The sequence below is a fragment of the Acinetobacter sp. 809848 genome (assembly GCF_000581275.1).
Classification (GTDB): domain Bacteria; phylum Pseudomonadota; class Gammaproteobacteria; order Pseudomonadales; family Moraxellaceae; genus Acinetobacter; species Acinetobacter pittii.
This window is the reverse complement of sequence record NZ_JEXG01000005.1, coordinates 82,077-104,700: the sequence shown is the minus strand read 5'-3', so window position 1 is coordinate 104,700 and position 22,624 is coordinate 82,077. Positions and strand designations below refer to the sequence as shown.

Annotated in this window: 16 protein-coding genes; 9 read left to right on the top strand and 7 right to left on the bottom strand. The window is 41.1% G+C overall.

Annotated elements, in window-relative coordinates; all coding sequences use genetic code 11:
• Nucleotides 1-8: 8 nt before the first annotated feature.
• Nucleotides 9-1,226, top strand: a complete 1,218-nt coding sequence (locus tag J536_RS09100; RefSeq protein WP_032062707.1) for an MFS transporter — start codon at nucleotides 9-11, stop codon at nucleotides 1,224-1,226.
• A 20-nt stretch (nucleotides 1,227-1,246) separates the two neighbouring features.
• Here J536_RS09100 and J536_RS09095 read toward each other — a convergent pair whose 3' ends face one another.
• Nucleotides 1,247-1,696, bottom strand: coding sequence for a PaaI family thioesterase (locus tag J536_RS09095; RefSeq protein WP_081404107.1), 450 nt, complete (start codon nucleotides 1,694-1,696; stop codon nucleotides 1,247-1,249).
• A 305-nt stretch (nucleotides 1,697-2,001) separates the two neighbouring features.
• On the opposite strand from J536_RS09095, the gene J536_RS09090 reads away from it, so the two are divergent.
• Entirely contained in the window at nucleotides 2,002-3,804 is a 1,803-nt protein-coding gene (locus J536_RS09090; protein ID WP_032062703.1) for an acyl-CoA dehydrogenase C-terminal domain-containing protein, read from the top strand.
• A 196-nt stretch (nucleotides 3,805-4,000) separates the two neighbouring features.
• Nucleotides 4,001-4,804, top strand: a complete 804-nt coding sequence (locus J536_RS09085; protein ID WP_016138545.1) for a thioesterase family protein — start codon at nucleotides 4,001-4,003, stop codon at nucleotides 4,802-4,804.
• A 60-nt stretch (nucleotides 4,805-4,864) separates the two neighbouring features.
• Here the strand turns inward: J536_RS09085 and J536_RS09080 are convergent, their stop codons facing one another.
• Entirely contained in the window at nucleotides 4,865-8,347 is a 3,483-nt protein-coding gene (locus J536_RS09080) for an indolepyruvate ferredoxin oxidoreductase family protein (RefSeq protein WP_032062702.1), read from the bottom strand.
• Nucleotides 8,348-8,551: 204 nt separating this feature from the next.
• Here J536_RS09080 and J536_RS09075 point away from each other — a divergent pair, with 204 nt between their 5' ends.
• Nucleotides 8,552-9,493: a LysR family transcriptional regulator gene (locus J536_RS09075; protein WP_005069913.1), complete on the top strand. Its 942-nt coding sequence runs from the start codon at nucleotides 8,552-8,554 to the stop codon at nucleotides 9,491-9,493.
• Nucleotides 9,494-9,742: 249 nt separating this feature from the next.
• On the opposite strand, the gene J536_RS09070 is transcribed toward J536_RS09075, so the two are convergent.
• From J536_RS09070 to J536_RS09050, 5 genes are read right to left on the bottom strand one after another with little or no spacing between them, the layout of a single operon-like run.
• A complete protein-coding gene (locus J536_RS09070) occupies nucleotides 9,743-10,645 on the bottom strand; it encodes a hydroxymethylglutaryl-CoA lyase (RefSeq protein ID WP_032062700.1) in 903 nt (300 codons plus the stop codon).
• Nucleotides 10,642-12,633, bottom strand: coding sequence for an acetyl/propionyl/methylcrotonyl-CoA carboxylase subunit alpha (locus J536_RS09065; RefSeq protein WP_032062698.1), 1,992 nt, complete (start codon nucleotides 12,631-12,633; stop codon nucleotides 10,642-10,644). The genes J536_RS09070 and J536_RS09065 overlap by 4 nt, the downstream gene beginning before the upstream one ends.
• Before the next feature lie 11 nt (nucleotides 12,634-12,644).
• A complete protein-coding gene (locus tag J536_RS09060; RefSeq protein WP_032062696.1) occupies nucleotides 12,645-13,448 on the bottom strand; it encodes an enoyl-CoA hydratase/isomerase family protein in 804 nt (267 codons plus the stop codon).
• Between the two features lie 9 nt (nucleotides 13,449-13,457).
• Nucleotides 13,458-15,059 carry a carboxyl transferase domain-containing protein gene (locus J536_RS09055; RefSeq protein ID WP_017481557.1) on the bottom strand — a complete coding sequence of 534 codons (1,602 nt, stop codon included), beginning with the start codon at nucleotides 15,057-15,059 and terminating at the stop codon, nucleotides 13,458-13,460.
• A gap of 24 nt (nucleotides 15,060-15,083) precedes the next feature.
• Nucleotides 15,084-16,256 carry an isovaleryl-CoA dehydrogenase gene (locus J536_RS09050; protein WP_032062695.1) on the bottom strand — a complete coding sequence of 391 codons (1,173 nt, stop codon included), beginning with the start codon at nucleotides 16,254-16,256 and terminating at the stop codon, nucleotides 15,084-15,086.
• A 144-nt stretch (nucleotides 16,257-16,400) separates the two neighbouring features.
• Between J536_RS09050 and J536_RS09045 the strand changes: the two genes are divergently transcribed.
• From J536_RS09045 to J536_RS09025, 5 genes are all read left to right on the top strand, one after another.
• A complete protein-coding gene (locus J536_RS09045; protein ID WP_002114305.1) occupies nucleotides 16,401-17,018 on the top strand; it encodes a TetR/AcrR family transcriptional regulator in 618 nt (205 codons plus the stop codon).
• Between the two features lie 108 nt (nucleotides 17,019-17,126).
• Complete coding sequence (locus J536_RS09040; protein WP_032062694.1) at nucleotides 17,127-18,821, top strand: AMP-binding protein; 1,695 nt, start codon at nucleotides 17,127-17,129, stop codon at nucleotides 18,819-18,821.
• A gap of 71 nt (nucleotides 18,822-18,892) precedes the next feature.
• Entirely contained in the window at nucleotides 18,893-19,564 is a 672-nt protein-coding gene (locus J536_RS09035; RefSeq protein WP_032062693.1) for a class I SAM-dependent methyltransferase, read from the top strand.
• 276 nt (nucleotides 19,565-19,840) lie between these two features.
• Complete coding sequence (locus J536_RS09030; RefSeq protein ID WP_081404109.1) at nucleotides 19,841-21,124, top strand: DcaP family trimeric outer membrane transporter; 1,284 nt, start codon at nucleotides 19,841-19,843, stop codon at nucleotides 21,122-21,124.
• A 100-nt stretch (nucleotides 21,125-21,224) separates the two neighbouring features.
• A complete protein-coding gene (locus J536_RS09025; protein ID WP_005802478.1) occupies nucleotides 21,225-22,580 on the top strand; it encodes an MFS transporter in 1,356 nt (451 codons plus the stop codon).
• Nucleotides 22,581-22,624: the final 44 nt, after the last annotated feature.

Here is a 22,624-nt window from a genome sequence, read left to right as displayed (position 1 = left end):
AGTTAAAGATGAAAACAATAGTTGAGCCCAATGCAGAAAATATACTGTCAAAAAGCTTTATTTTTATCATGGCAATGACATGTGGAATTTGTGCGGGTTCAAACTATTATAACCAGCCCTTAATCTATTCGATTGCTGAAGCATTAAAAGTTAATGCCGATCAAGTCGCCTTAACTATTGTGATTAGCCAACTGTCATATGCAGTTGGCCTTTTTATATTGGTTCCCTTAGGCGACTTTTTTGAAAAGCGCAGTTATATTTGCTTGCTCATGTGTTGTACGGGGCTTGCACAAGTAGGGTTATCCTTAAGTCAAACCTTGCCAGTTTTATATGGCTTTACCTTTTTAGCGACATTCTTTTCGATTGCGACTCAAGTGTTGGTTCCTTTCGCCGCAGGTTTAGCCAGCCCGAAAAAAAGCCCTCAAGTTGTAGGCACTCTCATGAGTGGTTTGTTCTTGGGAATATTATTGGCGCGCTCTATTGCAGGCTTACTTTCTACAGTCTGGTCTTGGCATGCGGTTTATTTAATTAGCGGAATTGTCATTTTGGTGTTTGCTTGGGTAATGTGGGTAAAGTTACCAGTTGCGCGAAAATCCCATCAACTTAATATTCTACAGATCTATGGTTCACTATTTTCATTAGCTGTTCATCAGCCTCATTTACTACGCCGTGGTTTGGCAGGGGGAATTGGCTTTGGTATTTTGGCCCTCATTTTTACTACCATGACTTTTATTTTGGCGAATGAGCCTTATCACTTTAACGATTTCCAGATTGGTTTATTTGGAATTGTGGGCTTGGCTGGCGTATTTGCGACTCCTTGGGCAGGTAAGAAAATTGCAGCAGGTCTTGAAAATAAAATTGCAGTGATTTGCATGGGGTTATTAATGAGTGCATGGATACCACTATTTTTTGCTCAGCAGTCTCTGGTGGCCTACGCTGTTGGTGTGATCATGGCGTACTTCGGTTTGTCAGCATTTCATGTACTCAACCAAAATCTGGTCTACCGAATCTCGGCCGAGGCCCGTTCTCGTATTAATTCAATTTATATGACCTTATATTTTGGTGGGGCTGCTTTAGGTTCTTTTATTGCGGTATATGCATGGAAACACTGGGGATGGGAAGCGTGTGCAGCCTTAGGTTTAGCGATGGCAATATTAAGTTTTATAATTGATCGCTTAGATTTTTATGAAATGAATAAGATTGCAAACCAAGAAAAAGCTCCATAAACAGGAGCTTAGATATTTTATTATTTGCGAATAATCATTAAGGTTGCCGAAGCAAAAGCATACACTTTGCCGTCCTCATCTACGATTTTTCCTTGGGTACTAATAATGTTACGGCCTGCGTTAATCAACTCGGCTGTCGCATAGTACGAAGTATCAACCTGCATGGGGCGGATCATTTTTACATTTAAATCAATGGTTCCATAACCAACGCCATGTTCAAGTAATGTATGAGCTGCGCTGCCTGTTGCTGTATCTAAAGCTGTGGCGCAAAAGCCGCCGTGTACACCGCCTTGAATATTTTTATGTTCTTTGCGAGGAGTAACTTTATAAGTTGCTTTACCTTCGGAAACTTCAACGAGTTCCATTGGTATGGTGTGAGCCATAGGTGATGGAGAAACTTCACCATTTTTTAAAGCGGTTAAAAATTCAAGACCTGTGTATTTCGGGCTTTCCATAAATCGTCCTTGCATGATTAAGCAATCTAATCACCATACTATAAATTGATTTTTTACGGAATAAAATTTTGCAATACAAAATATAAATTTATTCTAATTAAAACGAGACTAATAACTTTTTATCTTATATTTGTATTTAAAACATATATTTATATTTTATTCCTATGGCTAAGTTACGATAATTTTATTAAATTAGTGAAAATATATTTTGCTATAAGAAATTTTTTGATATTTTGGTGAGATTGAAACAATAAAAGTCTATCAAGGAAAAAACGATATCTGCCCCATGACACAGGCAGTGAAGTGAAAGGAAAAAAACGATGCCTTTATACAAAGCTCCATTGCGTGATATGCAATTTGTACTGCATGAAATGCTTCAAACAGAACAGAACTATCAAGGTTTAAGCAACTATCAGGAAAGCGTAAATCGAGAATTAATTGATCAATATTTAGAAGCAGCAGCAGATTTTTGTGAAAATGAGTTGGCGCCGATTAACCAAAATGGTGATCAGGAAGGCTGTCATTTAAATCAAGGCGTAGTCACAACCCCGAAAGGTTTTAAAGAAGCCTACCAAAAATATGCTGAGCTAGGTTTTACCTCGTTAACGGCCGATCCGGAATATGGTGGGCAGGGCTTGCCGACATTGCTGCGGATTGCGATTTCTGAAATGTTATGTGGTTCTAATTGGGCTTGGGCGATGTATCCGGGCTTGTCTCATGGGGCAATGAGAACGATTGAGCACCATGGCACCGAGCAACAAAAACAGAAGTTTTTGGCTAAGCTCATTAGTGGTGTCTGGACGGGAACCATGTGTTTAACCGAATCACATGCGGGTTCGGACCTTGGGTTAATTAGAACTAAAGCAGAACCAAATCCGGACGGTAGTTACTCCATTACGGGTGAAAAGATTTTTATCTCGGCGGGTGAGCATGACCTTTCAGAAAATATTATTCATATTGTTTTAGCCCGTTTGCCTCAGGCACCTGCAGGGACCAAAGGTATTTCTTTATTTATTGTGCCTAAATTTAATGTAGACGATGAAGGTAATCTAGAAGACCGTAATAAAGTTGTTTGTAGTGCGATTGAACATAAAATGGGGATTCATGGAAATGCCACCTGTGTACTGAATTTTGATGGTGCCAAAGGCTATTTGATTGGTCCTGAAAATCGCGGGCTCAATTGTATGTTTACCTTTATGAATACCGCACGAATTGGAACTGCAGTACAAGGGCTTGCTGCTTCTGAAATTTCATTTCAGGGCGCATTAAGTTATGCCAAAGAGCGACTCGCTATGCGTTCGTTATCTGGTCCTAAATATCCTGAGAAAAATGCCGACCCAATTATTGTGCATCCTGCTGTACGTTCGATGTTAATGACACAAAAAGCTTTGTCTGAAGGTGGACGTGCGCTGGCTTATTTTCTGGCTCAACATGTCGATATTGTCGAAAGCTCAAATGATCAGGAGCAGCAAAAACACTCCGATGAATTACTGGCTTTTTTAACGCCAATTGCTAAAGCTTTTTTAACCGAGTCAGGTAATGAGTCTGCCAAGCATGGCGTTCAAGTATTTGGCGGTCATGGCTTTATTGTTGAGCATGGAATGGAGCAAATTGTACGTGATGCGCGTATCTCAACATTGTATGAAGGAACGACCGAAATTCAGTCTTTAGATCTGCTTGCACGTAAAGTTCTAAAGTCGGAAGGCAAACTTTTAAAGAACATGACTGATTTAATTGATCAGTTTATTAGCCAGCACCAATCCAATGAAGTGCTGAAACCTTATCTAGAAAAATTAGCTGAGCTTAAGCAGCAATGGCTGTCACTGACCAAATCGATTGCAGAGAAAGCCAAGCACAACCCTGAAGAAATAGGGGCCGCTTCAGTAGATTATCTTTATTTTTCTAGTTACATCGTGTTCGCGTATTTGTGGGCTCGAATGGCACAAGTTGCCCATGAAAAATTAGAATCGGGTACACAAGAGGAAGCTTTTTATAAAGCAAAATTAACTACTGCTAAGTTTTTCTATCAAAAGCTTTTGCATCGTACACAGAGTCATGCTGCTTCTATTGAGTCTGGAGCTGAATCTGTGATGGAGCTTGATCAAGATGCTTTTGCTTTTTAGTGAATGGTAAGTTCTAGAATCGCTGGGTGAAATTGACATGCGAAATTTTACCTAGTGATTAAATTTGTAATTTTAGACTCATCAGTTTTTGGTAGGAAAAACCAGTTGAGCCAATGAAATAGAGGGTTAACATAAGCATTAAAACGTGAATTTTCATCAAATATTGATGTTGGATAAGGACTACGGAAAGAAAATCATGAATGCTTATTATCAATTACTGAATAGAACAATTGGTCCTCAAGGTGAAGTCATTGCTCATTATTGCTCAACTGTCCATGCACAAGGGGCTTGGAACCCTCATGAACAGCACATGGCGCCCGCAAGTGGTGTAATCGCAGCAGAGTTAGAGCAATTTTCACCACGACAAGATATGCGAATTGGTCGAATTAGTTTTGATATTTTTGGATTGATTGCTTTTGGTGAGTTTACGATTAAGACACATGTCATTCGTGCTGGTAAAACCATTGAACTGATTGAAGCTGAAATGCAAGCACAAGGTAAAACCTGCATTGTGGCTAGGGCATGGCGCATGTGTACTCAAGACAGTTCCGATATTGCTGGGCTTGAAGATCAGCCAGTTCATCATCCAGATACCTTTACAGAATGGACAGGTATGAAAAGATGGCCGGGTGGTTTTATTCAAACGCTAGTCACTAAAACTGATGATCAGCATCGTGCGGGTAAAGGCATTGTTTGGCTCAATAATGATAAAGAAATGGTTGAAGGGCAGCCGACCACAGATTTTGCCCATTTGATTGGCATGATAGATACAGCAAACGGCATTGTCCCAAGACAAGAAGGCGAATTTACTTGGGGTTTTCCAAATCTTGATTTGCAAGTTCACATGCACCGTTATCCGCAAGGTAAATGGCTAGGTTTGGAAACCGTTCAGCAATATGGCTCAGATGGTATTGGTTTAACCAGTGCAGTTTTACATGATGTGTATGGTCCATTTGGGCGAAGCGAGCAAATTTTGACTTTACGTAAAATGACTAAATAAATTTTTGAGCCAATAAAAAAGTCATCCCTATGGATGACTTTTTTATTTTGAGATTTAATTTTAGTTACGGACTTTTAGAAGTGTTGGTGTAAGTTCATCCCAACGTTGTTTTGCTGCGTCCATTGCTTTCATTTTGATATGACCATAACCACGAACTTCTGCTGGTAATTTTGCAATTTGCTCAGCCACTGCCAAGTTATGATTGTCTGGTGCTTCAACAAGTGCTTCAACAAATGCGATGTAGCGGTCACGCCATGCTTGTTCGTGTTGACGTTCTTCTTGACGTGCAAATGGGTCAAGGAAAGTTTCACGAAGCCATTGTAAGCGAGCAAGCATCATCATTGGGAAGCGCATCCAGTAACCAAACGCACGTTTACGAACATTTTTCAGACCACCGAGTAACGCTGGTGGAGCAAGATGATACGTTAAACGTAAGCCTTTACCGAACTGGGTTTCAATCGATTCTTTGAAGCTTTTACCTGTTAATAGACGTGCAACTTCATATTCATCTTTATACGCCATGACTCTATAAAGCTGAGTTGCAATTGTACCTGTTAACTCTTCTGGTAATTTTTTAGCTGCTAGCTCTACAAGTGTACGGTATTTAGCTGCATAAGCTTCATTCCAGTAGTCTGTTAAACGAGCAGAACGGTCTTCAACAAGTTCAGCTAAAGTTTGCGGAGTTTTGGTTTTTGGCATTGCTGCAAGTAAACGAGCAGCTAAAGTTGGGTCACTTGCAAGATGACAACCCACGCGGAAAGCTTCGATATTCTTTTCAACAGCCGTACCATTTAGGCGAATTGCTTTTTCAATACTTTCACGTAATAGCGGAATGCGACCAGATTGCCATGCCATACCGAGTAATAACTGATTGGTATAAATTGAATCACCTAAGAGTTGTGTTGCAATACGAGCCGCTGGCAGAGAAACCAGTTGACCTTGACGAACACGACCACGAAGACGATCAATTAAATCAGTAATAGGTGCATACCAGTCACGAGATTTGATAAATTCAGACGTAGGGGTGCTGTCTTCATTCACAATAACCAAAGCATCATCTTTTAAGCGAGATAGAGCAGCACTACCACCAGCGACTACCGCATCTGCACCAATCAATAATTCACATTGGCCCGCTGGAATTTTCGTAGAAGAAATTTGTTCATCACTTGCTGCAAGTTGTACGTATGAATAAACCGTACCACCTTTTTGGGCAAGTCCAGCCATGTCCATAACACGTGTGGCTTTACCTTCTAGATGAGCTGCCATACCAAGAAGTGCGCCAATAGTCACAACACCTGTACCACCGATACCGCCAACCATAATACGACTTGGAACATCATATAACTGAGGAATAACTGGTGATGTTGGCCAGCCTGCACCAATACCTTCAAATTTAGCCGGACGTTTCATATCACGTGTATGAACAGTCACAAAGCTTGGGCAGAACCCTTCGGCACAAGTGAAGTCTTTATTACAGCTACTTTGGTTAATTTGACGCTTAGTGCCTAAAGCAGTCTCTACTGGCTCAATAGATAAGCAGTTTGATTTTTTCGAACAGTCGCCACAACCTTCGCAAATGTCACTATTAATGTATAAACGCTCAGCCGGATCAGGGTAGGCATCACGTTTACGACGACGGCGTTTTTCGCTGGCACATGTTTGTACATAAATTAAAGCGGTGACACCTGTAACTTCACGAAGCTCACGTTGAACTGTATCGAGTTCATTACGGTGGCGAATTTCGACACCCGGTGCAATGCCGTCTTCTTCGTTTAATAGTTTAACTTCATCAGTTACGATGACTTGTTTTTTTATACCTTCAGCAGCAAGCTGACGAGTTAACTGCGCAACGCTCAAATGACCATCTACATGCTGACCACCTGTCATAGCGACTGCATCGTTATAGAGGATTTTGTAGGTAATATTGGTTTTTGCAGCGATAGACTGACGAATTGCTAAGTAACCTGAGTGGAAGTAAGTTCCATCACCAAGGTTAGCAAAAATGTGTTTTTCGTTGGTAAATGGTGATGCACCCACCCAACTTACACCTTCACCGCCCATTTGAGAGAATGTTTCGGTACCGCGGTCAAGTGAAACTGCAATATAGTGACAACCAATACCACCTAGTGCACGGCTACCTTCAGGGACGACTGTTGAAGAGTTATGTGGGCAACCACTACAGAAATATGGTTTACGTTCTGCAAGATCAATTACACGTTTTGATTCTTGCTCTGCTTTTAGCAGTAAGTCGATTCTGCTTTGGATTTGTGCTTTTAAGTTTTCTGGAATATCAAGTTTTAAGAAGCGAGCAGCCAACATTTTTGCAATCGGTTCAGGCTGATACTCATAGTGACCAATGAGCGGAGCTTCTTCAATAGAAGTACTCCATTCACCTTTGCCATCAGTTGCTTTACCAATCACATGTGGACGTTTGCCATCAGGCAGTGAGTACAGCTCATCTTTAATTTGTGTTTCAATAATTGGACGTTTTTCTTCAATAACGATCAGTTCTTGCAAGCCTTCGGCAAACTCACGAACACCTTGAGGTTCTAAAGGCCAAATCAGACCAACTTGATAAACACGTAACCCAAGCTGTTGGGCAGTTTCATCTTCAATACCTAAAATGCGTAAGGCTTCAATGGTATCTAAATAACCTTTACCACTTGCAGCAATACCGATACGGGCATTTTCACAAGGCCATGTAACTGTGTTGATTTTGTTGGCGCGGGCATAGGCCAAAACAGCAGGTAAGCGATATTTATAAAGACGTTCTTCTTGCTGAATGCCGTGGTCTGGCCAACGAATATTGACACCACCCTCTGGGAAATTGACATCTTCTGGTATAACCGGAGTAACACGGTCTAGGTCGACATGAACAGAAGCAGAAGTCTCTACAATTTCACTCACCAGCTTCATTGAAGACCAAAGGCCAGAAAAACGTGAAACTGCAATAGCGTGAACACCAAAGTCTAAAATTTGTTGAACGGATGTTGGGTAGAAAATTGGAATGCCACAACCAATCATGACATGTTCGGACTGGTGAGGAATTGTAGAAGATTTACATGAGTGGTCATCACCAAATAAAGCAACCACACCACCACGTTCAGAGGTACCAGCTAAGTTAGCATGGCGGAGTACGTCGCCTGAACGGTCAACACCCGGGCCTTTACCATACCACCAAGAAGACACTCCATCATATTTGCCTTGGCCTGAAAGGTTAACTTGTTGGGTACCCCAAATTGCGGTAGCAGCCAAGTCTTCGTTTACACCAGGTTGAAATACAACATTATGGGATTTAAGTAATCCTTGAACTTGCCAAAGGAAACTATCATAGTTACCAACAGGAGAACCGCGATAACCAGAAATAAAACCAGCAGTATGATAACCATTCATCGCGTCACGGCGAGTTTGGGCTAGAGGCAAACGAACAAGCGCCTGAATGCCGGTCATATATGCTGTACCGTTATCACTTACATATTTATCTTCAAGTGACACATCCTTTGTTGCAATAATATTTGGAGTGACTTTTGTAGCTATATTCATTTATATCTCCTTAGAATTTTTAGTAGCTCGGACTACTTTCTTTTTTCAACATCCAGTTGAATATTTGGAGCAAGTGACATACGAAATAAAAAAAGATCGGTTCCTCTTCTTAAAAAGAATTAGTGCCAATGTATGTACATTTAGTCATTGTGGTTGATCTAAACTGGTGCAACAATCCGTAATTTAGGAAAACATATTTACGTTATGCGCAAAAATCTCGATGGTGGACTATTGCATGCAATGCATGCATTCCTGAAAGTGATTGATAGCGGGAGTTTCACAGCAGCAGCTGAGCAGATGGATCTGACCACAGCACAGGTTTCACGTCTTATCAGCGAGCTAGAAACACGCTTAGGTACAAAATTAATACAACGCTCAACGCGCCAGCAGGCACTGACCGATATTGGTGCGACTTACGCAGAGCGCTGTCGCCAAGTCATTTCAATGGTGGATGAAGCAGAATCTGAAGTAACCGGAACGGCATCTAAACCGAAAGGGCGTTTACGTGTATTAAGCATGGGAAGCTTTGGACATCATTATGTTTTTCCAGTGATGGCCGAGTTTTGTAAGCATTACCCTGAACTAACTGTGGAATATACGACATCACAGTACGTTCCAGACTTGTTGGCAAAAGGGGTAGATGTCAGTCTTTATCTCACTGAATCATTAACAGACTCTCGTTTTGTCGCACGCAGAATTGGCACTATCTTTTCTGTTTTATGTGCTTCACCTGCTTATTTAGAAAAGCATGGTATGCCGAAGTCCCCAGAAGACTTAAAAAACCATGCCTGTTTACGCTTGGTAAACCCATCTATTACACCAGATTGGCACTTATTAAATACAAGTGGTGAGTCTTACCAAATCGACATTGGTGGACAACTCATTGCAGATAATCCTGAGTTATTGTTAGATGTGGTGCAACAGGATATGGGCATCGCGTTATTACCGATGTTTTCGGCTTTAGATGCGGTTCAAAATGGAAGATTATGTCATATCTTGCCAGAGTGGCGTTCACCCGACATCGGAGTTTATACCTTGTTGCCTTCACGCCATTTTATCGATGCCAAAACACGCGCATGGTTAGATTGGGTGGAAGAATATATTTCCCCAAGAATTGAAATGGATGCATCTTATTTTTATAAATAATGAGATAATTTTTTTAAGGACTAAGATAGAAAAGGATGAAGAATAATACGGATTAGAATAAAAATAGGGTAGAGAATGCTTCTTTTGAAAGAGGCATTTAATACACAGATAAATAATAGATTTTAAAAAATTGCATGAGGGATTTAGTCCCAATTCCTGAACAGAATGAGATAAAGATTAGATAGGATGATCTGGTACTTTGCCTTATATTAAGCCTTATACCAGATGCTGACCTACTTTAATTTATGGTTAGGCACACTTGGTTTGCCAATAAGCATTTGCATAATTCGACAAGCTTTTTCGGTTTAATACATTGCTAATATTTTGGCTGGCTTGCATCAGTTGCTCTAAGTCGATGCCAGTTTCAAATCCCATGTGTGACAGCAAATAAAACAAATCTTCGGTCGATACATTACCAGAAGCCCCTTTGGCATAAGGGCAACCACCAAGTCCTGCAAGAGACGAGTCAAAAACACGAATGCCTTGCTGTAAAGACTGATATATATTGGCAATCGCCATGCCGTAGGTGTTATGGAAATGTCCTGCCAAAACCTTGCTGTCGAGTTCAGCAAGGCATGCTTGCCAAACCTTTTGAACGCGATCAGGCGTTGCGGTTCCAATAGTTTCACCTAAAGATACTTCATAGCAGCCCATGTCATAGAGTCGTTTAACAACTTTTACGACTTGTTCAGGGGCAATTGCGCCTTCATAGGGACAATCGACAATACAAGAGACATAACCTCGCACACGGATGTTATGGGCTTTTGCCGCGCTCATGACATCGCTAAACTTCTCAAAGCTTTCGTCAATTGAGCAGTTAATATTTTTACGGGTAAAGCTTTCAGAAACTGCGGTAAACACCGCAACCTCTTTGCATCCTACCGCTTGAGCCGTTTCAAAACCTTTAATATTTGGAGTGAGCAGGCTAAATTGCACATCGGCTGTTTGGGGTAATTGCTTAAATAGCTCGTCACTTTGAGCCATTTGCGGCACCCATTTTGCTGAAACGCATGAACCCACTTCAATCGATTTTAGGCCTGCATTAATCAGGTCATTAATAAAATTTAAACGCTGTTCGACGGTTAAAGCCTGCTTTTCGTTTTGGAGGCCATCTCTGGGACCGACCTCCACGATTTTGACAAACTCACTCATGCAACTTCCTCCTGAGCAGGCTGAAATTCCACAAGCTCATCGCCAGCTTTGACCTGATCGCCGACTTGGAAATAGGAGTCTACAATCACGCCATCTTTAGGGGCACGGATGGTATATTCCATTTTCATTGCTTCAAGCGTCATTAAAATATCGTCTTTTTTAACGCTATGATTTGCGCTCACCAGTACTTGCGTGACCACACCTGGCATTGGTGCTTTTAGGTGACCTTCATCGGCTTGGCTATCTGCTTGATTAAAATCTTGGCGAATATAAGCAAACTTATAGCTTTGCCCATTTTGGAACAATGTAATGCCTTGCTGACTTTGGTTAAAAGACAGCTTTTGCTTAGATCCACCAATTTGAATAGATGCCGTATGCGCATCAATCAATTGCCCAGAAATAGGGTAGCTTTGCCCGTTATATTCTGCGGTGAAGCCATGTTCATGTGAGGCAAACTTGATTTGGATATTTTGGTTTAAATAGTTCAGTTTAATACTGTGCTGATAAGCAATATTTAAACGCCAAAGTGGTTGAGCTTGCCAAAGCTGTTTTTGGCTTGAGCTGTTGTTATTAAGTTTACTTAGAAACTCAATAAATGCCGCTGCTACCACCAGTTCAGGTTTGATCTCTTCAGGGCTAAACAAGAAGTTTTGTTCACGCTGAATCAGGTTGGTATCAAGCTTGGCTTGTTTAAATGATTCACTGCGTACAATCTTTTCAAGAAAAGCGATGTTGTTACCTAAGCCATCTACATGGAATTGGCTTAAAGCATTTTGCATTTGAATGAGCGCAGCTTCACGGTTTTTACCCCATACAATGAGTTTGGCAATCATTGGGTCGTAATAGGTCGTGATTTCATCGCCTTCAACAATACCGCTGTCTACACGCACATATTGGTTTTGGGTTGGGTAACGCAAATAGTCAATTTTACCAATGGCAGGTAAAAAGCCTTTTTCTGGTTCTTCGGCATAGATCCGTGCTTCGAGCGCATGTCCGTTAATTTGGAGTTGGTTTTGTAATTTAGGTAAAGGTTCACCATACGCCACACGAAGTTGCCACTCGACCAAGTCTTCACCTGTAATCATTTCAGTCACTGGGTGCTCGACTTGTAGACGGGTATTCATTTCCATGAAATACGCCGTACCGTCTTGTTCCACAATAAACTCAACCGTACCTGCACCGACATAATTTACCGCTCGTGCAGCATCAATTGCAGCTTGGCGCATTGCATCTAACTTTTCGCTTGGCATCTGTGGAGCTGGGGCTTCTTCTAACACTTTTTGGTGACGGCGTTGTACCGAACAATCGCGTTCAAACAAATACACGTAGTTGCCATGCGTGTCACCAAATACTTGCACTTCAATATGGCGAGGTTGAATCACATAACGCTCAATCAAGACGTCATCATTACCAAAACTCGATTTGGCTTCACGTTTACAAGAAGCTAAGGCATGCAGAAAGTCTTCACTGCGTTCAACCAGACTCATGCCCTTACCACCGCCGCCAGCACTGGCTTTAATTAAAACAGGATAGCCAATTCGGTCTGCCTGTTGTTTTAAAAAGTCAGCATCTTGGTTGGTTCCGTGATAACCCGGTGTTAAAGGAACGCCTGCTTTTTCCATTAAAGCTTTCGAGGTCGCTTTTAAGCCCATCGCTAAAATGGCATCCACTGGTGGCCCAATAAAGCAAATATTGTGTTGTTGGCAAGCGAGTGCAAACTGGTCATTTTCTGAAAGAAAGCCGTAGCCCGGGTGAACCGCTTGGCTACCTGTATCAATCGCTGCTTGAATAATACGGTCAACCTGTAAATAACTTTGCGTTGCAGGGGACTGACCAATATAAATCGCTTCATCTGCAAGTTTGACATGTTGTGCATTTGCGTCTGCATCTGAGTAAACGGCAACCGTTCTAATACCTAATTTTTTAGCTGTACGAATTACGCGGCAGGCAATCTCGCCACGGTTCGCAATTAAAATCTTTTCAAACATGATGATCGTCCTTAATTGTTGTTATTCGAGTTAGAAACCCACGCAGACTGTTGTTTATTTAAAAAGGCACTTAGACCTTCTTTTGCCTCACTGCCTTGACGAACTTGAGCAATATGATGTGCTGTCTGTTGCAGCAAGTCATTACTCATGGTCTGGTTACTCACCATTTGAATGAGTTGTTTTGAAGCCGCTTGAGCGTGCGGGCCACCGAGTAATAGAGCATCAACAATTTCTTGAACTTTTTTATCTAAGTCTTCAGCATCTGCTACTTCGTGTGCTAAACCAATATGCTTAGCATCACGTGCTGAAATTCGCTCGGCAGTTAAGAAGTAACGAGAGGCTTGTCTTGCGCCGATTGCACGGATCACATAGGGACTAATGGTAGATGGGGCAAGCCCTAAACGAACCTCAGATGTTGCAAACTTGGCATCCGTGCTGGCAATGCAAATATCACATGCCGATGCCAACCCCATACCGCCGCCAAAGGCAATGCCATGCACACGAGCAATAGTCGGTTGTTTTAACGTTGCAAGTGCATCCAACATTTGCGCAAGTTTTAATGCATCTGCTTCATTTTCAGCTGAGGATGCCTGACCCGCCTGTTTCATCCAGTTGAGGTCGGCACCTGCCGAAAAGCTTTTGCCGCGACCCGCTAAAACTACAACACGAATGTCATCACGTGTATTAATTTGCTTAAAGCAAGTATGCAATTCTTCAATGACTGTCGTATTAAAAGCATTGTGCAATTCAGGGCGGTTCAGCCAAACATAGGCAACCTGACCTTGTTGTTCGAGTTGTAAAAATTGATAGCTCATATACACCTCTTACATGCGGAACACGCCAAATTTGGTTGGCTGGATTGGGGCGTTCATGGCCGCAGCAAGGCTTAAACCAAGTACCTGACGAGTTTGAGCTGGATCAATTACACCGTCGTCCCAAAGGCGGGCAGAAGCATAGTAAGGATGGCCTTGACGCTCATATTGTTCACGAATTGGTTGTTTGAATTCGTCTTCTTCTTGCGCTGACCACTCGGCACCTTTTTGCTCAATTTGATCTCGTTTTAAAGTCGAAAGTACGCTCGCTGCTTGTTCACCCCCCATCACAGAAATACGAGAGTTCGGCCAAGTCCATAAAAAGCGTGGTGAATAAGCACGGCCACACATACCGTAGTTACCTGCACCAAATGAACCACCAATAATTAGGGTGAGTTTTGGTACATTTGCGGTTGCAACTGCCATCACCAATTTAGCGCCGTTTTTTGCAATCCCTTCATTTTCATACTGGCGACCAACCATAAACCCAGTAATGTTTTGTAGGAATAACAATGGAATATTGCGCTGTGTGCATAGCTCAATGAAGTGCGCGCCTTTTTGTGCTGACTCGGAAAATAAAATTCCGTTATTGGCAATAATGCCGACTGGCATACCATAGAGTGAAGCAAAACCAGTAATCAGTGTTGAACCAAAACGTGCTTTAAACTCATCAAAACGAGAACCGTCTACAATACGGGCAATCACTTCACGTACATCAAAAGGTTTACGTGCATCACTTGGAACTACGCCATAGAGTTCTGATGCATCAAACAATGGTTCATCAACTTGTTTATTTAAGTCGTTTGGCTTTTTATTTAAGTTAGCAACAATGTTTCGTGCAATCGCAATCGCATGTTCATCATTTTCAGCTAAATGGTCAGCTACACCCGAAAGCCGTGTATGCACATCACCACCACCTAAGTCTTCACTACTCACGACTTCGCCAGTCGCAGCTTTTACAAGAGGAGGGCCACCTAAGAAAATCGTACCTTGATTACGGACAATAATGGTTTCATCAGACATGGCAGGTACATAGGCACCGCCAGCGGTACAGCTACCCATTACTACAGCAATTTGGGCAATCCCTAGGCTCGACATACGTGCCTGATTATAGAAAATACGCCCGAAGTGATCACGGTCTGGGAAAACTTCATCTTGCATTGGCAAATAAGCACCGCCTGAATCCACCAAATAAATACAAGGCAAGTGATTTTGTTCAGCAATTTCTTGTGCGCGTAAATGCTTTTTAACCGTAAGGGGATAGTATGTTCCACCTTTTACTGTTGCATCGTTGGCAACGATCATGCAAGTGATGCCGTTGACTTGACCAACACCTGCAATCACACCTGCGGCAGGAACATCATCTTCATAAACGTTGTACGCTGCCAATTGACCAATTTCTAAAAATGCCGTGCCGACATCAATCAGTTGGTCAATACGTTCACGGGGTAAAAGTTTGCCTCGAGCCAAATGTTTTTGACGGGCATTTTCACCGCCGCCTAAAGCAATACGCTGGGCAACTTGTTTTAGATCTGTGACCAATGTTTGCATGGCTTGCTGGTTTGTTTTGAAGTCTTCACTTCGAACATTAATCTTGCTTTGTAATTGGTTCATAAGATGCGTCCTTATTTATAATTATTATTTGGTTTCATTAAAGAGTTCGCGGCCAATCAGCATGCGGCGAATTTCAGAAGTTCCTGCACCAATTTCATAAAGTTTTGCGTCGCGCCATAAACGGCCAGCAGGGAATTCATTGATATAACCGTTGCCGCCTAAACTCTGGATTGCTTCACCCGCCATCCATGTTGCTTTTTCGGCAGCATATAAAATGGCACTTGCAGCATCTTTACGTAGACTACGGTCATGATCCGCTTTATCGCAGGCAGTACCAACAGCATAGACGAGGGCTTTACATGCCAACCAAGTTGAATACATATCGGCAAGTTTGCCTTGCATAAGCTGGAATTCACCTAAAGCTTGGCCAAACTGTTCACGTTGGTGCAAGTATGGAATCACGACATCTAAACAAGCATCCATAATGCCTAAAGGTCCGGCACTTAAAACTGCACGTTCATAGTCCAAACCACTCATGAGTACTTTTGTACCGTTACCGACACCGCCGAGTACGTTTTCAGCAGGTACTTCTACATTGTCAAAGAACAGCGGGTAAGTGTTAGAGCCACGCATACCGAGTTTGTCTAAATGGTTGCCATGACTAAAGCCTTTCATGCCTTTTTCAATTAAGAAAGCGGTCATGCCTTTTGCGCCAGCTTGTGGGTCAGTTTTAGCGTAAACCACGAGTACATCTGCATCACCGCCGTTAGTGATCCACATTTTTGAACCATTTAAAATGAAGTGATCACCTTTTTGCTCTGCACGTAATTTCATGCTGACGACATCAGAACCCGCATTCGGTTCAGACATCGCAAGGGCACCCACATATTCACCGGAAATCAGTTTTGGTAAATACTTTTGTTTTTGCTGCTCGTTACCGTTACGGTTAATTTGGTTTACACATAAATTAGAATGAGCTCCATAAGAAAGACCAATGGCTGCCGAAGCACGCGAAATTTCTTGCATGGCAACAATATGAGCTAAATAACCCATATTGGCACCGCCATATTCTTCAGAAACCGTCATGCCTAAAAGGCCCATATCTCCGAATTTTTTCCAGAGATGTGCAGGGAATTTGTTGTCTTGATCAACTTGTTGGGCAATTGGTGCAATTTCCTTTGCACAAAATGCTGCCACTGAATCTTGAAGCGCAATTAAAGTTTCATCTAGACCGAAATTCAAGCTGCGTAGGTTCATGATATCTTCATCCTATTGGTTATATTTGTTGTCCATAAAATATTTTGTGGGTATTTGATAATTACCATACAATGATTTTTTAAAAAAGTGAATACTGATTCATAAAATGATTTACAATTCATTTTATTTGTTAGAGAATAAATTATGAGCTATAAACGATCATCTTTAATGCAAGAGCGGATGGAACAAAATCGTAAGTCGATTTTGAGTTCAGCCAGAAAGTTAATTTCAGAGGGAGGATTTAAAGACGCGCAAATACAAACAATTGCAGAGCAAGCGGGTGTATCTAGTGGTCTGGTTTATCGCTACTTTGATAATAAAAGCCAAGTGCTGATTGAGGTTTTGTCCGAAGCCATTAATACGGAACTATTGGTGATTGATTCGATTACTGAAAGTGACTTATCGGCAAAGCAGAAATTACATAAGGCTGTGGCAACCTTTGTAAAACGGGCACTGAATAGTCCTCAGCTTGCATATTCACTCATGTTTGAACCCGTCGATTCAACGGTTGAACATGAGCGTTTTCGTGTGAAGCAATTGATTAAACAAAGTATTAAAAAAATACTTGCGGATGGAAATGCAAGTGGTGAGTTTGTCTTGGATGATTTAAATACAGCAGCACTATGTGTTGTCGGTGCCATGACCTATGTGGTGGTTGAACCTCTAGACCCAGCTCAAAATACAAAGTTTGATCATGCGCATAAAGACTATTTTTCAAAACAGATTGCTGACTTTTGTGTAGATGCTGTGCAGAGGAAATAGGGCATATATACGATAAACAACACAAAATAAGTAGTTTGGAAAAGTAGTTGCAGTAACAACAATTAGATCAGGTAAGAAGAGAATAAAAGAATCAAGGAGAATGATTCAATGCAACAAGAACGGTTAAGCTACGCCTCGGGACCAAGCACGCAGCCCTTATTGGGTATGACCATTGGTGAACAATTTGATCAGGCTTGTCGGCAATATACTGAAAAGGAAGCAATCGTTAGTTTTCATCAAAACAGACGATTAACCTATAAAGCTTTACAAGATGAAGTAAACGCTTTTGCTTGTAGCCTTTTAAAATTGGGATTAAAAAAAGGAGATCGCTTAGCGATCTGGTCACCTAATTGTGTGGAATGGACGGTAACCCAATTTGCAGCTTTTAAAGCAGGGATTATTTTAGTCAATCTCAATACAGCTTATAAGAGCCATGAACTTGAATATGTGTTGAATAAAGTCTCATGCAAAGGATTGATTATTGCTTCTCAATTCAAAACGACTGATTACCAAGAACTACTCACAAAAATTGCCCCTGAGTTAACCACTTGTACTGACAAGGTGCTCAGTTCAGCGCGACTACCACATTTAAAATTTGTCATTAAAATTGATGATCAGCAACATACAGGTATTCATCGCTTTAGTGATTTGGTCACTACGCCAACATCAGAACAGTTAGAAGAGTTAAAACTATTAACCAAGCAACTTCAGTTTGATGAAACCATTAATATTCAATTTACTTCAGGTACAACAGGTAACCCTAAAGGGACCATGTTGACCCACCATAATATTTTAAATAATGGCTATTTTGTGGGGGAAGGTATTCGTTTAACCCCTCAAGATAAAGTGTGTATTTCTGTGCCATTGTTTCATTGTTTTGGCATGGTGATGGGGAATTTAGCCTGCGTTACGCATGGTTCAACCATGGTTTATCCATCGGCGGTATTTAATCCTTTAGAAACTTTAAAAGCGATTCATCAAGAACGTTGTACGGCAGCTTATGGCGTGCCAACCATGTTTATTGCAACCTTAGAGCATGAGCAGTTTAATGAGTTTGATCTGTCGAGTTTAAGAACAGGCATTATGGCAGGTAGTCCTTGTCCACGTGAAATTATGCAGCGTGTTATAGACCGCATGCATATGTCTGAAATCACCATTTGTTATGGCATGACCGAAACCTCGCCAGTGAGTGTACAAAGCTCGGTAAATGATTCGATTGATAAACGGGTAAGTACAGTTGGACATGTTCATCCGCATGTTGAAATTAAAATTGTCGATTTAGAAGGGCAGATTGTTCCGCAAGGAACTTTGGGTGAGCTATGCGTTCGCGGTTATTCAGTAATGGCGGGTTATTGGGGCGAAGAAGAAAAGACCCGTGAAGTGATTGATGCTGCTGGCTGGATGCATACAGGTGATATTGCCGAAATGGATCAAGACGGTTTTATTAAAATTAAAGGCCGTATTAAAGATGTGGTGATTCGTGGTGGGGAAAATCTCTTTCCAAAAGAAATTGAAGACTTCTTATACACTCATCCCGATGTAAGCGATGTACAAGTCATAGGCTTACCAGATGCCAGATATGGTGAAGAACTTTGTGCTTGTATTATTTTGCATGAGCATCATCAAATTGATGAAGACAGCATTCGCCAATTCTGCAAAGAGCACATTTCTCATAATAAAGTGCCGCGCTATGTCCGATTCTTTAATGAGTTTCCAATGACAGCTTCAGGCAAAGCACAAAAGTTTAAATTGCAGGAAATTATGCGAGCTGAACTTAACTTAACTGGAAATGTCTTTGATTAAAGAAGTCGAAAGTCAGGTCAAAGTGCAGCAAACTATAAGTTGAAAGGCAGCTTAAATAGAGGATAAACAAAATGGCAAAAGACTTTAATAGCCCAAAAGTAGTCGAAGGATATGACGAACATATTCGTAAATTAATTCCGGGTTATGAGGTGATCCATCAACAGGTGGATGCCATTTTGCAATCGGTGTTGCCGCCAAATGCTCATATTTTAATTGTGGGCTGTGGCACGGGGTATGAACTCGAATATTTACTTAAACGTCATCCAAACTGGAAATTTACAGCAGTTGATCCATCTTTGACTATGCTGCAAAAAGCTCAGGAACAGGTTGAACTTTTAGATAAATCTTCTCAAGTCACCTTTGTTCACGGTGAAACGTCAGCTTTACCTCTTGAGAATTGCTTTGATGCTGCACTTTCTATTCTCGTGGCTCATTTTATTGCAGATGACATAAAACCTGTTTTTTTTAAGGGTATTTATGATCGCTTAAAAGAAAAAGCGATTTTACTGACCTACGATTTAATGACGTGTGTAAATCCACAGCATCTTCAAGCTTTACGTTATTTATGTTTGGCACAAGGCTTAACAGAAGAACAATGTCAAAAAATGTTAGAGCGTATGGCGCAAGACTTTTTTAGCCTAACCACTGAAGGATATATAAAACTTTTAGAAAAAACTGGTTTTGAAAGTGTGCATCCTTATACGCAAATTTTGACGTATCAAGGGTTTATTGCAAAAAAATAATGGATTTGGGAAAGCGTTAATACGGATATAAAACCTGCATATTCTCAATGAGGAAGAGAATATAAAAACTGAAAAGAATTAGAAGATTTAGCTTTACTTAAAACAAATTAAAAGTGGTTTTCAGGCCGCTTTAGGGAGGTTTTGTCTAAAAAATATGATCGAAGGTTTTTCTTGTGAAAGAAAGACAAATTTTAAGCACTTATTTTAGATAGGTACATAACAAAAAGGATGTCGAGATCTTTAAGTCGAATTAAAGATCAAAAGGAAAATTTCATGATGAAAGTTTTAAATACAACGGTTCAAAAAAGCCTGTTGGCTGTTTCTGTGACCCTGTTTATGTCTTCCGCTTTGGCAGGTCAAACAGATCCTGAAATAGCACAACTTCGCCAAGAAGTGAAAGAACTTCGGGCTATGTTACAAGCCAATATGCAGGCGCAAAAATCTTTATCGCAAGGACGAGTGGAACTAGCAAATTCAGCGACTCCTCAAGCTGTATCACTAATACAGCAAGGTTTAACCAAGTCTGGTGCAGAATTTAACTTATATGGTTATATACGGGCAGATGCTTCTTATCAAATGAAGGGCGCATCTACTATGTATAACAATATTAGCGGTGTTCCACTTGAAAACACGCCGGAAGAATCTGCACAAAAAGACCAGTTGCACAGTACGGTTAATGTGACACGTTTCGGGTTGAATTTTAAAACCCCGACGGCCGCGGGTGATGTGGGTGGAAAGTTAGAAATGGACTTCTTTGGGGCAGCCACTCGTGATCAGTTTCGGATACGCCATGCTTATTTAACTTTTGATAAATGGCTTATCGGTCAAACGTGGTCAACATTTATTGCACCCGAATATTATCCGGAAACGATTGATGCGGGCACATTTGTAGGCAGTGCATTATTAAGATCACCGCTCGTACGCTATAGCGATAACTTAACGGCAAATACAAGTTTTGCAATATCGGTTGAAGATCCGAAATACACTGTGACCTCAGATCCTGACAATAAAATGCGTTTACCAGCCTTGGTAGGGCGCTTAAATCATAAATTTGCCAATGGCTCGATGTTGTCGGGACGTAGTTTTGTTGCCGAAAAGAGAACTAATCATGATGAGGAAGTCGCTTGGGGCGTAGGCTTGGGCGGTAAATACCAAATTACGCCCGATACATTACTCAAAGCCGATTATTACCATGTCAAAGGAGATGGGCGTTTCCTGCTATGGAGTAACAGTGGCTATGCAATAGATGATCAAAACAATATGCATAGCAATGAATTTGACACCGTTTCTTTAGGTATTACTCATCAATTTACACCGCAAATTCGTTCAACATTAGCTTATGGCTATATGAAAGCCAAAGATGATAACCGTTTTGCCGAATTACAACGTAATAGCACTACCCAAAATAAAGAGCTTTGGCAGGGCTGGGTGAATGCACTTTATAACCCATACAAACCAATTACCTTGGGCGTCGAATATGTGTATGGCGAACGAGAAACTTTTGATGGACGTAACGGGATTGATAACCGCTTCAATATGATGGCGAGTTATGACTTTTAATTTATTCAATAAAACCTTGAATAATTTGTTTTTTCTTTAGGGTGCAGTATGTCGTTTTAAAAAATTGAATATGAATTTATCTCACAAAGGAGGTGAGTAAATGACAACATCTAAATTAAATGTAAATGAAGTTATTGATCAGGCCAGATTTACCCCTTTTCACTGGAGTATTTTACTTTGGTGTTTATTAATTATTATTTTTGATGGTTATGATCTGGTGATTTATGGCGTGGTACTGCCTTTGCTAATGCAAGAGTGGTCGTTAACAGCTGTACAGGCGGGGATGTTAGCAAGTACAGCACTATGCGGAATGATGTTTGGGGCAATGTTCTTTGGAACATTGGCAGACAAAATAGGCCGTAAAAAGGTAATTTTAATCTGTGTGACTTTTTTTAGTGGTTTTACCTTTTTAGGTGCTTTTGCATCAAGCCCACTTGAGTTTGGGGTACTTCGGTTCTTGGCGGGACTAGGCATTGGTGGGGTTATGCCAAATTTAGTTGCACTTACATCAGAATATGCGCCTAAACGTATAAGAAGTACTTTGGTGGGAAGTATGTTTAGTGGTTATGCAATTGGGGGAATACTTTCAGCATTGATCGGTAGTTATTTGGTTGAAAGTCAGGGGTGGCAAATTATGTTTTTAATTGCCGGTATTCCATTATTTTTATTACCTGTCATTTGGAAGTTTTTACCTGAGTCTTTAACCTTTTTAGTTAAGACGGGTAAGACTGAGCAAGCACAGCGCATTATTCAAAAAATTTCGCCTGAACAAAACCTAACGATCACTACGCAATTAGTGCTTAATGAAGATAATGTTCCAACAGGTAGTTCTGTAAAGGGATTATTTCAACAAGGCCGTGCTTTCAATACACTCATGTTTTGGCTCGTGTTCTTTATGTGCTTGCTCATGGTGTATGCCTTAAGTAGCTGGTTACCAAAACTCATGCTGGCAGCAGGTTATTCACTCGGAAAGAGTATTTTGTTCTTGCTTGCTCTAAATGTTGGCGCAATGATCGGTTCAATCGGCGGCGGTATTTTGTCTGATAAATTCCATTTAAAACCGGTAATTATGGGAATGCTACTGGCGGGAGTTTTAGCTTTAGTCGGTTTAGGCTTTAAGTCACCCGCCTATGTTTTATATGGTTTGGTGACCGTTGCAGGAGCTGCAACGATTGGTACTTCAATTCTTCTTTATAGCTATGTTGCACAATATTATCCACTAAGTGTGCGTTCTACTGGGATTGGCTGTGCCTCTGGTGTAGGTCGAATTGGGGCTATTGTTGGACCTATCTTAACGGGCCTGTTATTGGGTTTAGAGTTACCACATAAGATGAACTTTGTGATGATCGCAATTCCTGCAATTTTAGCGCTTTTCGCCGTCATGGTTTTAAGACGATATGCCGCTGAAAAACAGCCTATTACACCAAAACTTAATGTCGAGTTAGAGGGGAATTAATCCATATTGATACAGGTAGGAAGCAAATTCCTACCTGTATCTAG

Excerpts from the sequence above, each read along its gene's own strand:
- J536_RS09100 (WP_032062707.1), top strand. The coding sequence starts at position 9 with ATGAAAACAATAGTTGAGCCCAATGCAGAAAATATACTGTCAAAAAGC.
- J536_RS09095 (WP_081404107.1), bottom strand. The coding sequence starts at position 1,696 with ATGCAAGGACGATTTATGGAAAGCCCGAAATACACAGGTCTTGAATTT.
- J536_RS09090 (WP_032062703.1), top strand. The coding sequence starts at position 2,002 with ATGCCTTTATACAAAGCTCCATTGCGTGATATGCAATTTGTACTGCAT.
- J536_RS09085 (WP_016138545.1), top strand. The coding sequence starts at position 4,001 with ATGAATGCTTATTATCAATTACTGAATAGAACAATTGGTCCTCAAGGT.
- J536_RS09080 (WP_032062702.1), bottom strand. The coding sequence starts at position 8,347 with ATGAATATAGCTACAAAAGTCACTCCAAATATTATTGCAACAAAGGAT.
- J536_RS09075 (WP_005069913.1), top strand. The coding sequence starts at position 8,552 with ATGCGCAAAAATCTCGATGGTGGACTATTGCATGCAATGCATGCATTC.
- J536_RS09070 (WP_032062700.1), bottom strand. The coding sequence starts at position 10,645 with ATGAGTGAGTTTGTCAAAATCGTGGAGGTCGGTCCCAGAGATGGCCTC.
- J536_RS09065 (WP_032062698.1), bottom strand. The coding sequence starts at position 12,633 with ATGTTTGAAAAGATTTTAATTGCGAACCGTGGCGAGATTGCCTGCCGC.
- J536_RS09060 (WP_032062696.1), bottom strand. The coding sequence starts at position 13,448 with ATGAGCTATCAATTTTTACAACTCGAACAACAAGGTCAGGTTGCCTAT.
- J536_RS09055 (WP_017481557.1), bottom strand. The coding sequence starts at position 15,059 with ATGAACCAATTACAAAGCAAGATTAATGTTCGAAGTGAAGACTTCAAA.
- J536_RS09050 (WP_032062695.1), bottom strand. The coding sequence starts at position 16,256 with ATGAACCTACGCAGCTTGAATTTCGGTCTAGATGAAACTTTAATTGCG.
- J536_RS09045 (WP_002114305.1), top strand. The coding sequence starts at position 16,401 with ATGAGCTATAAACGATCATCTTTAATGCAAGAGCGGATGGAACAAAAT.
- J536_RS09040 (WP_032062694.1), top strand. The coding sequence starts at position 17,127 with ATGCAACAAGAACGGTTAAGCTACGCCTCGGGACCAAGCACGCAGCCC.
- J536_RS09035 (WP_032062693.1), top strand. The coding sequence starts at position 18,893 with ATGGCAAAAGACTTTAATAGCCCAAAAGTAGTCGAAGGATATGACGAA.
- J536_RS09030 (WP_081404109.1), top strand. The coding sequence starts at position 19,841 with ATGAAAGTTTTAAATACAACGGTTCAAAAAAGCCTGTTGGCTGTTTCT.
- J536_RS09025 (WP_005802478.1), top strand. The coding sequence starts at position 21,225 with ATGACAACATCTAAATTAAATGTAAATGAAGTTATTGATCAGGCCAGA.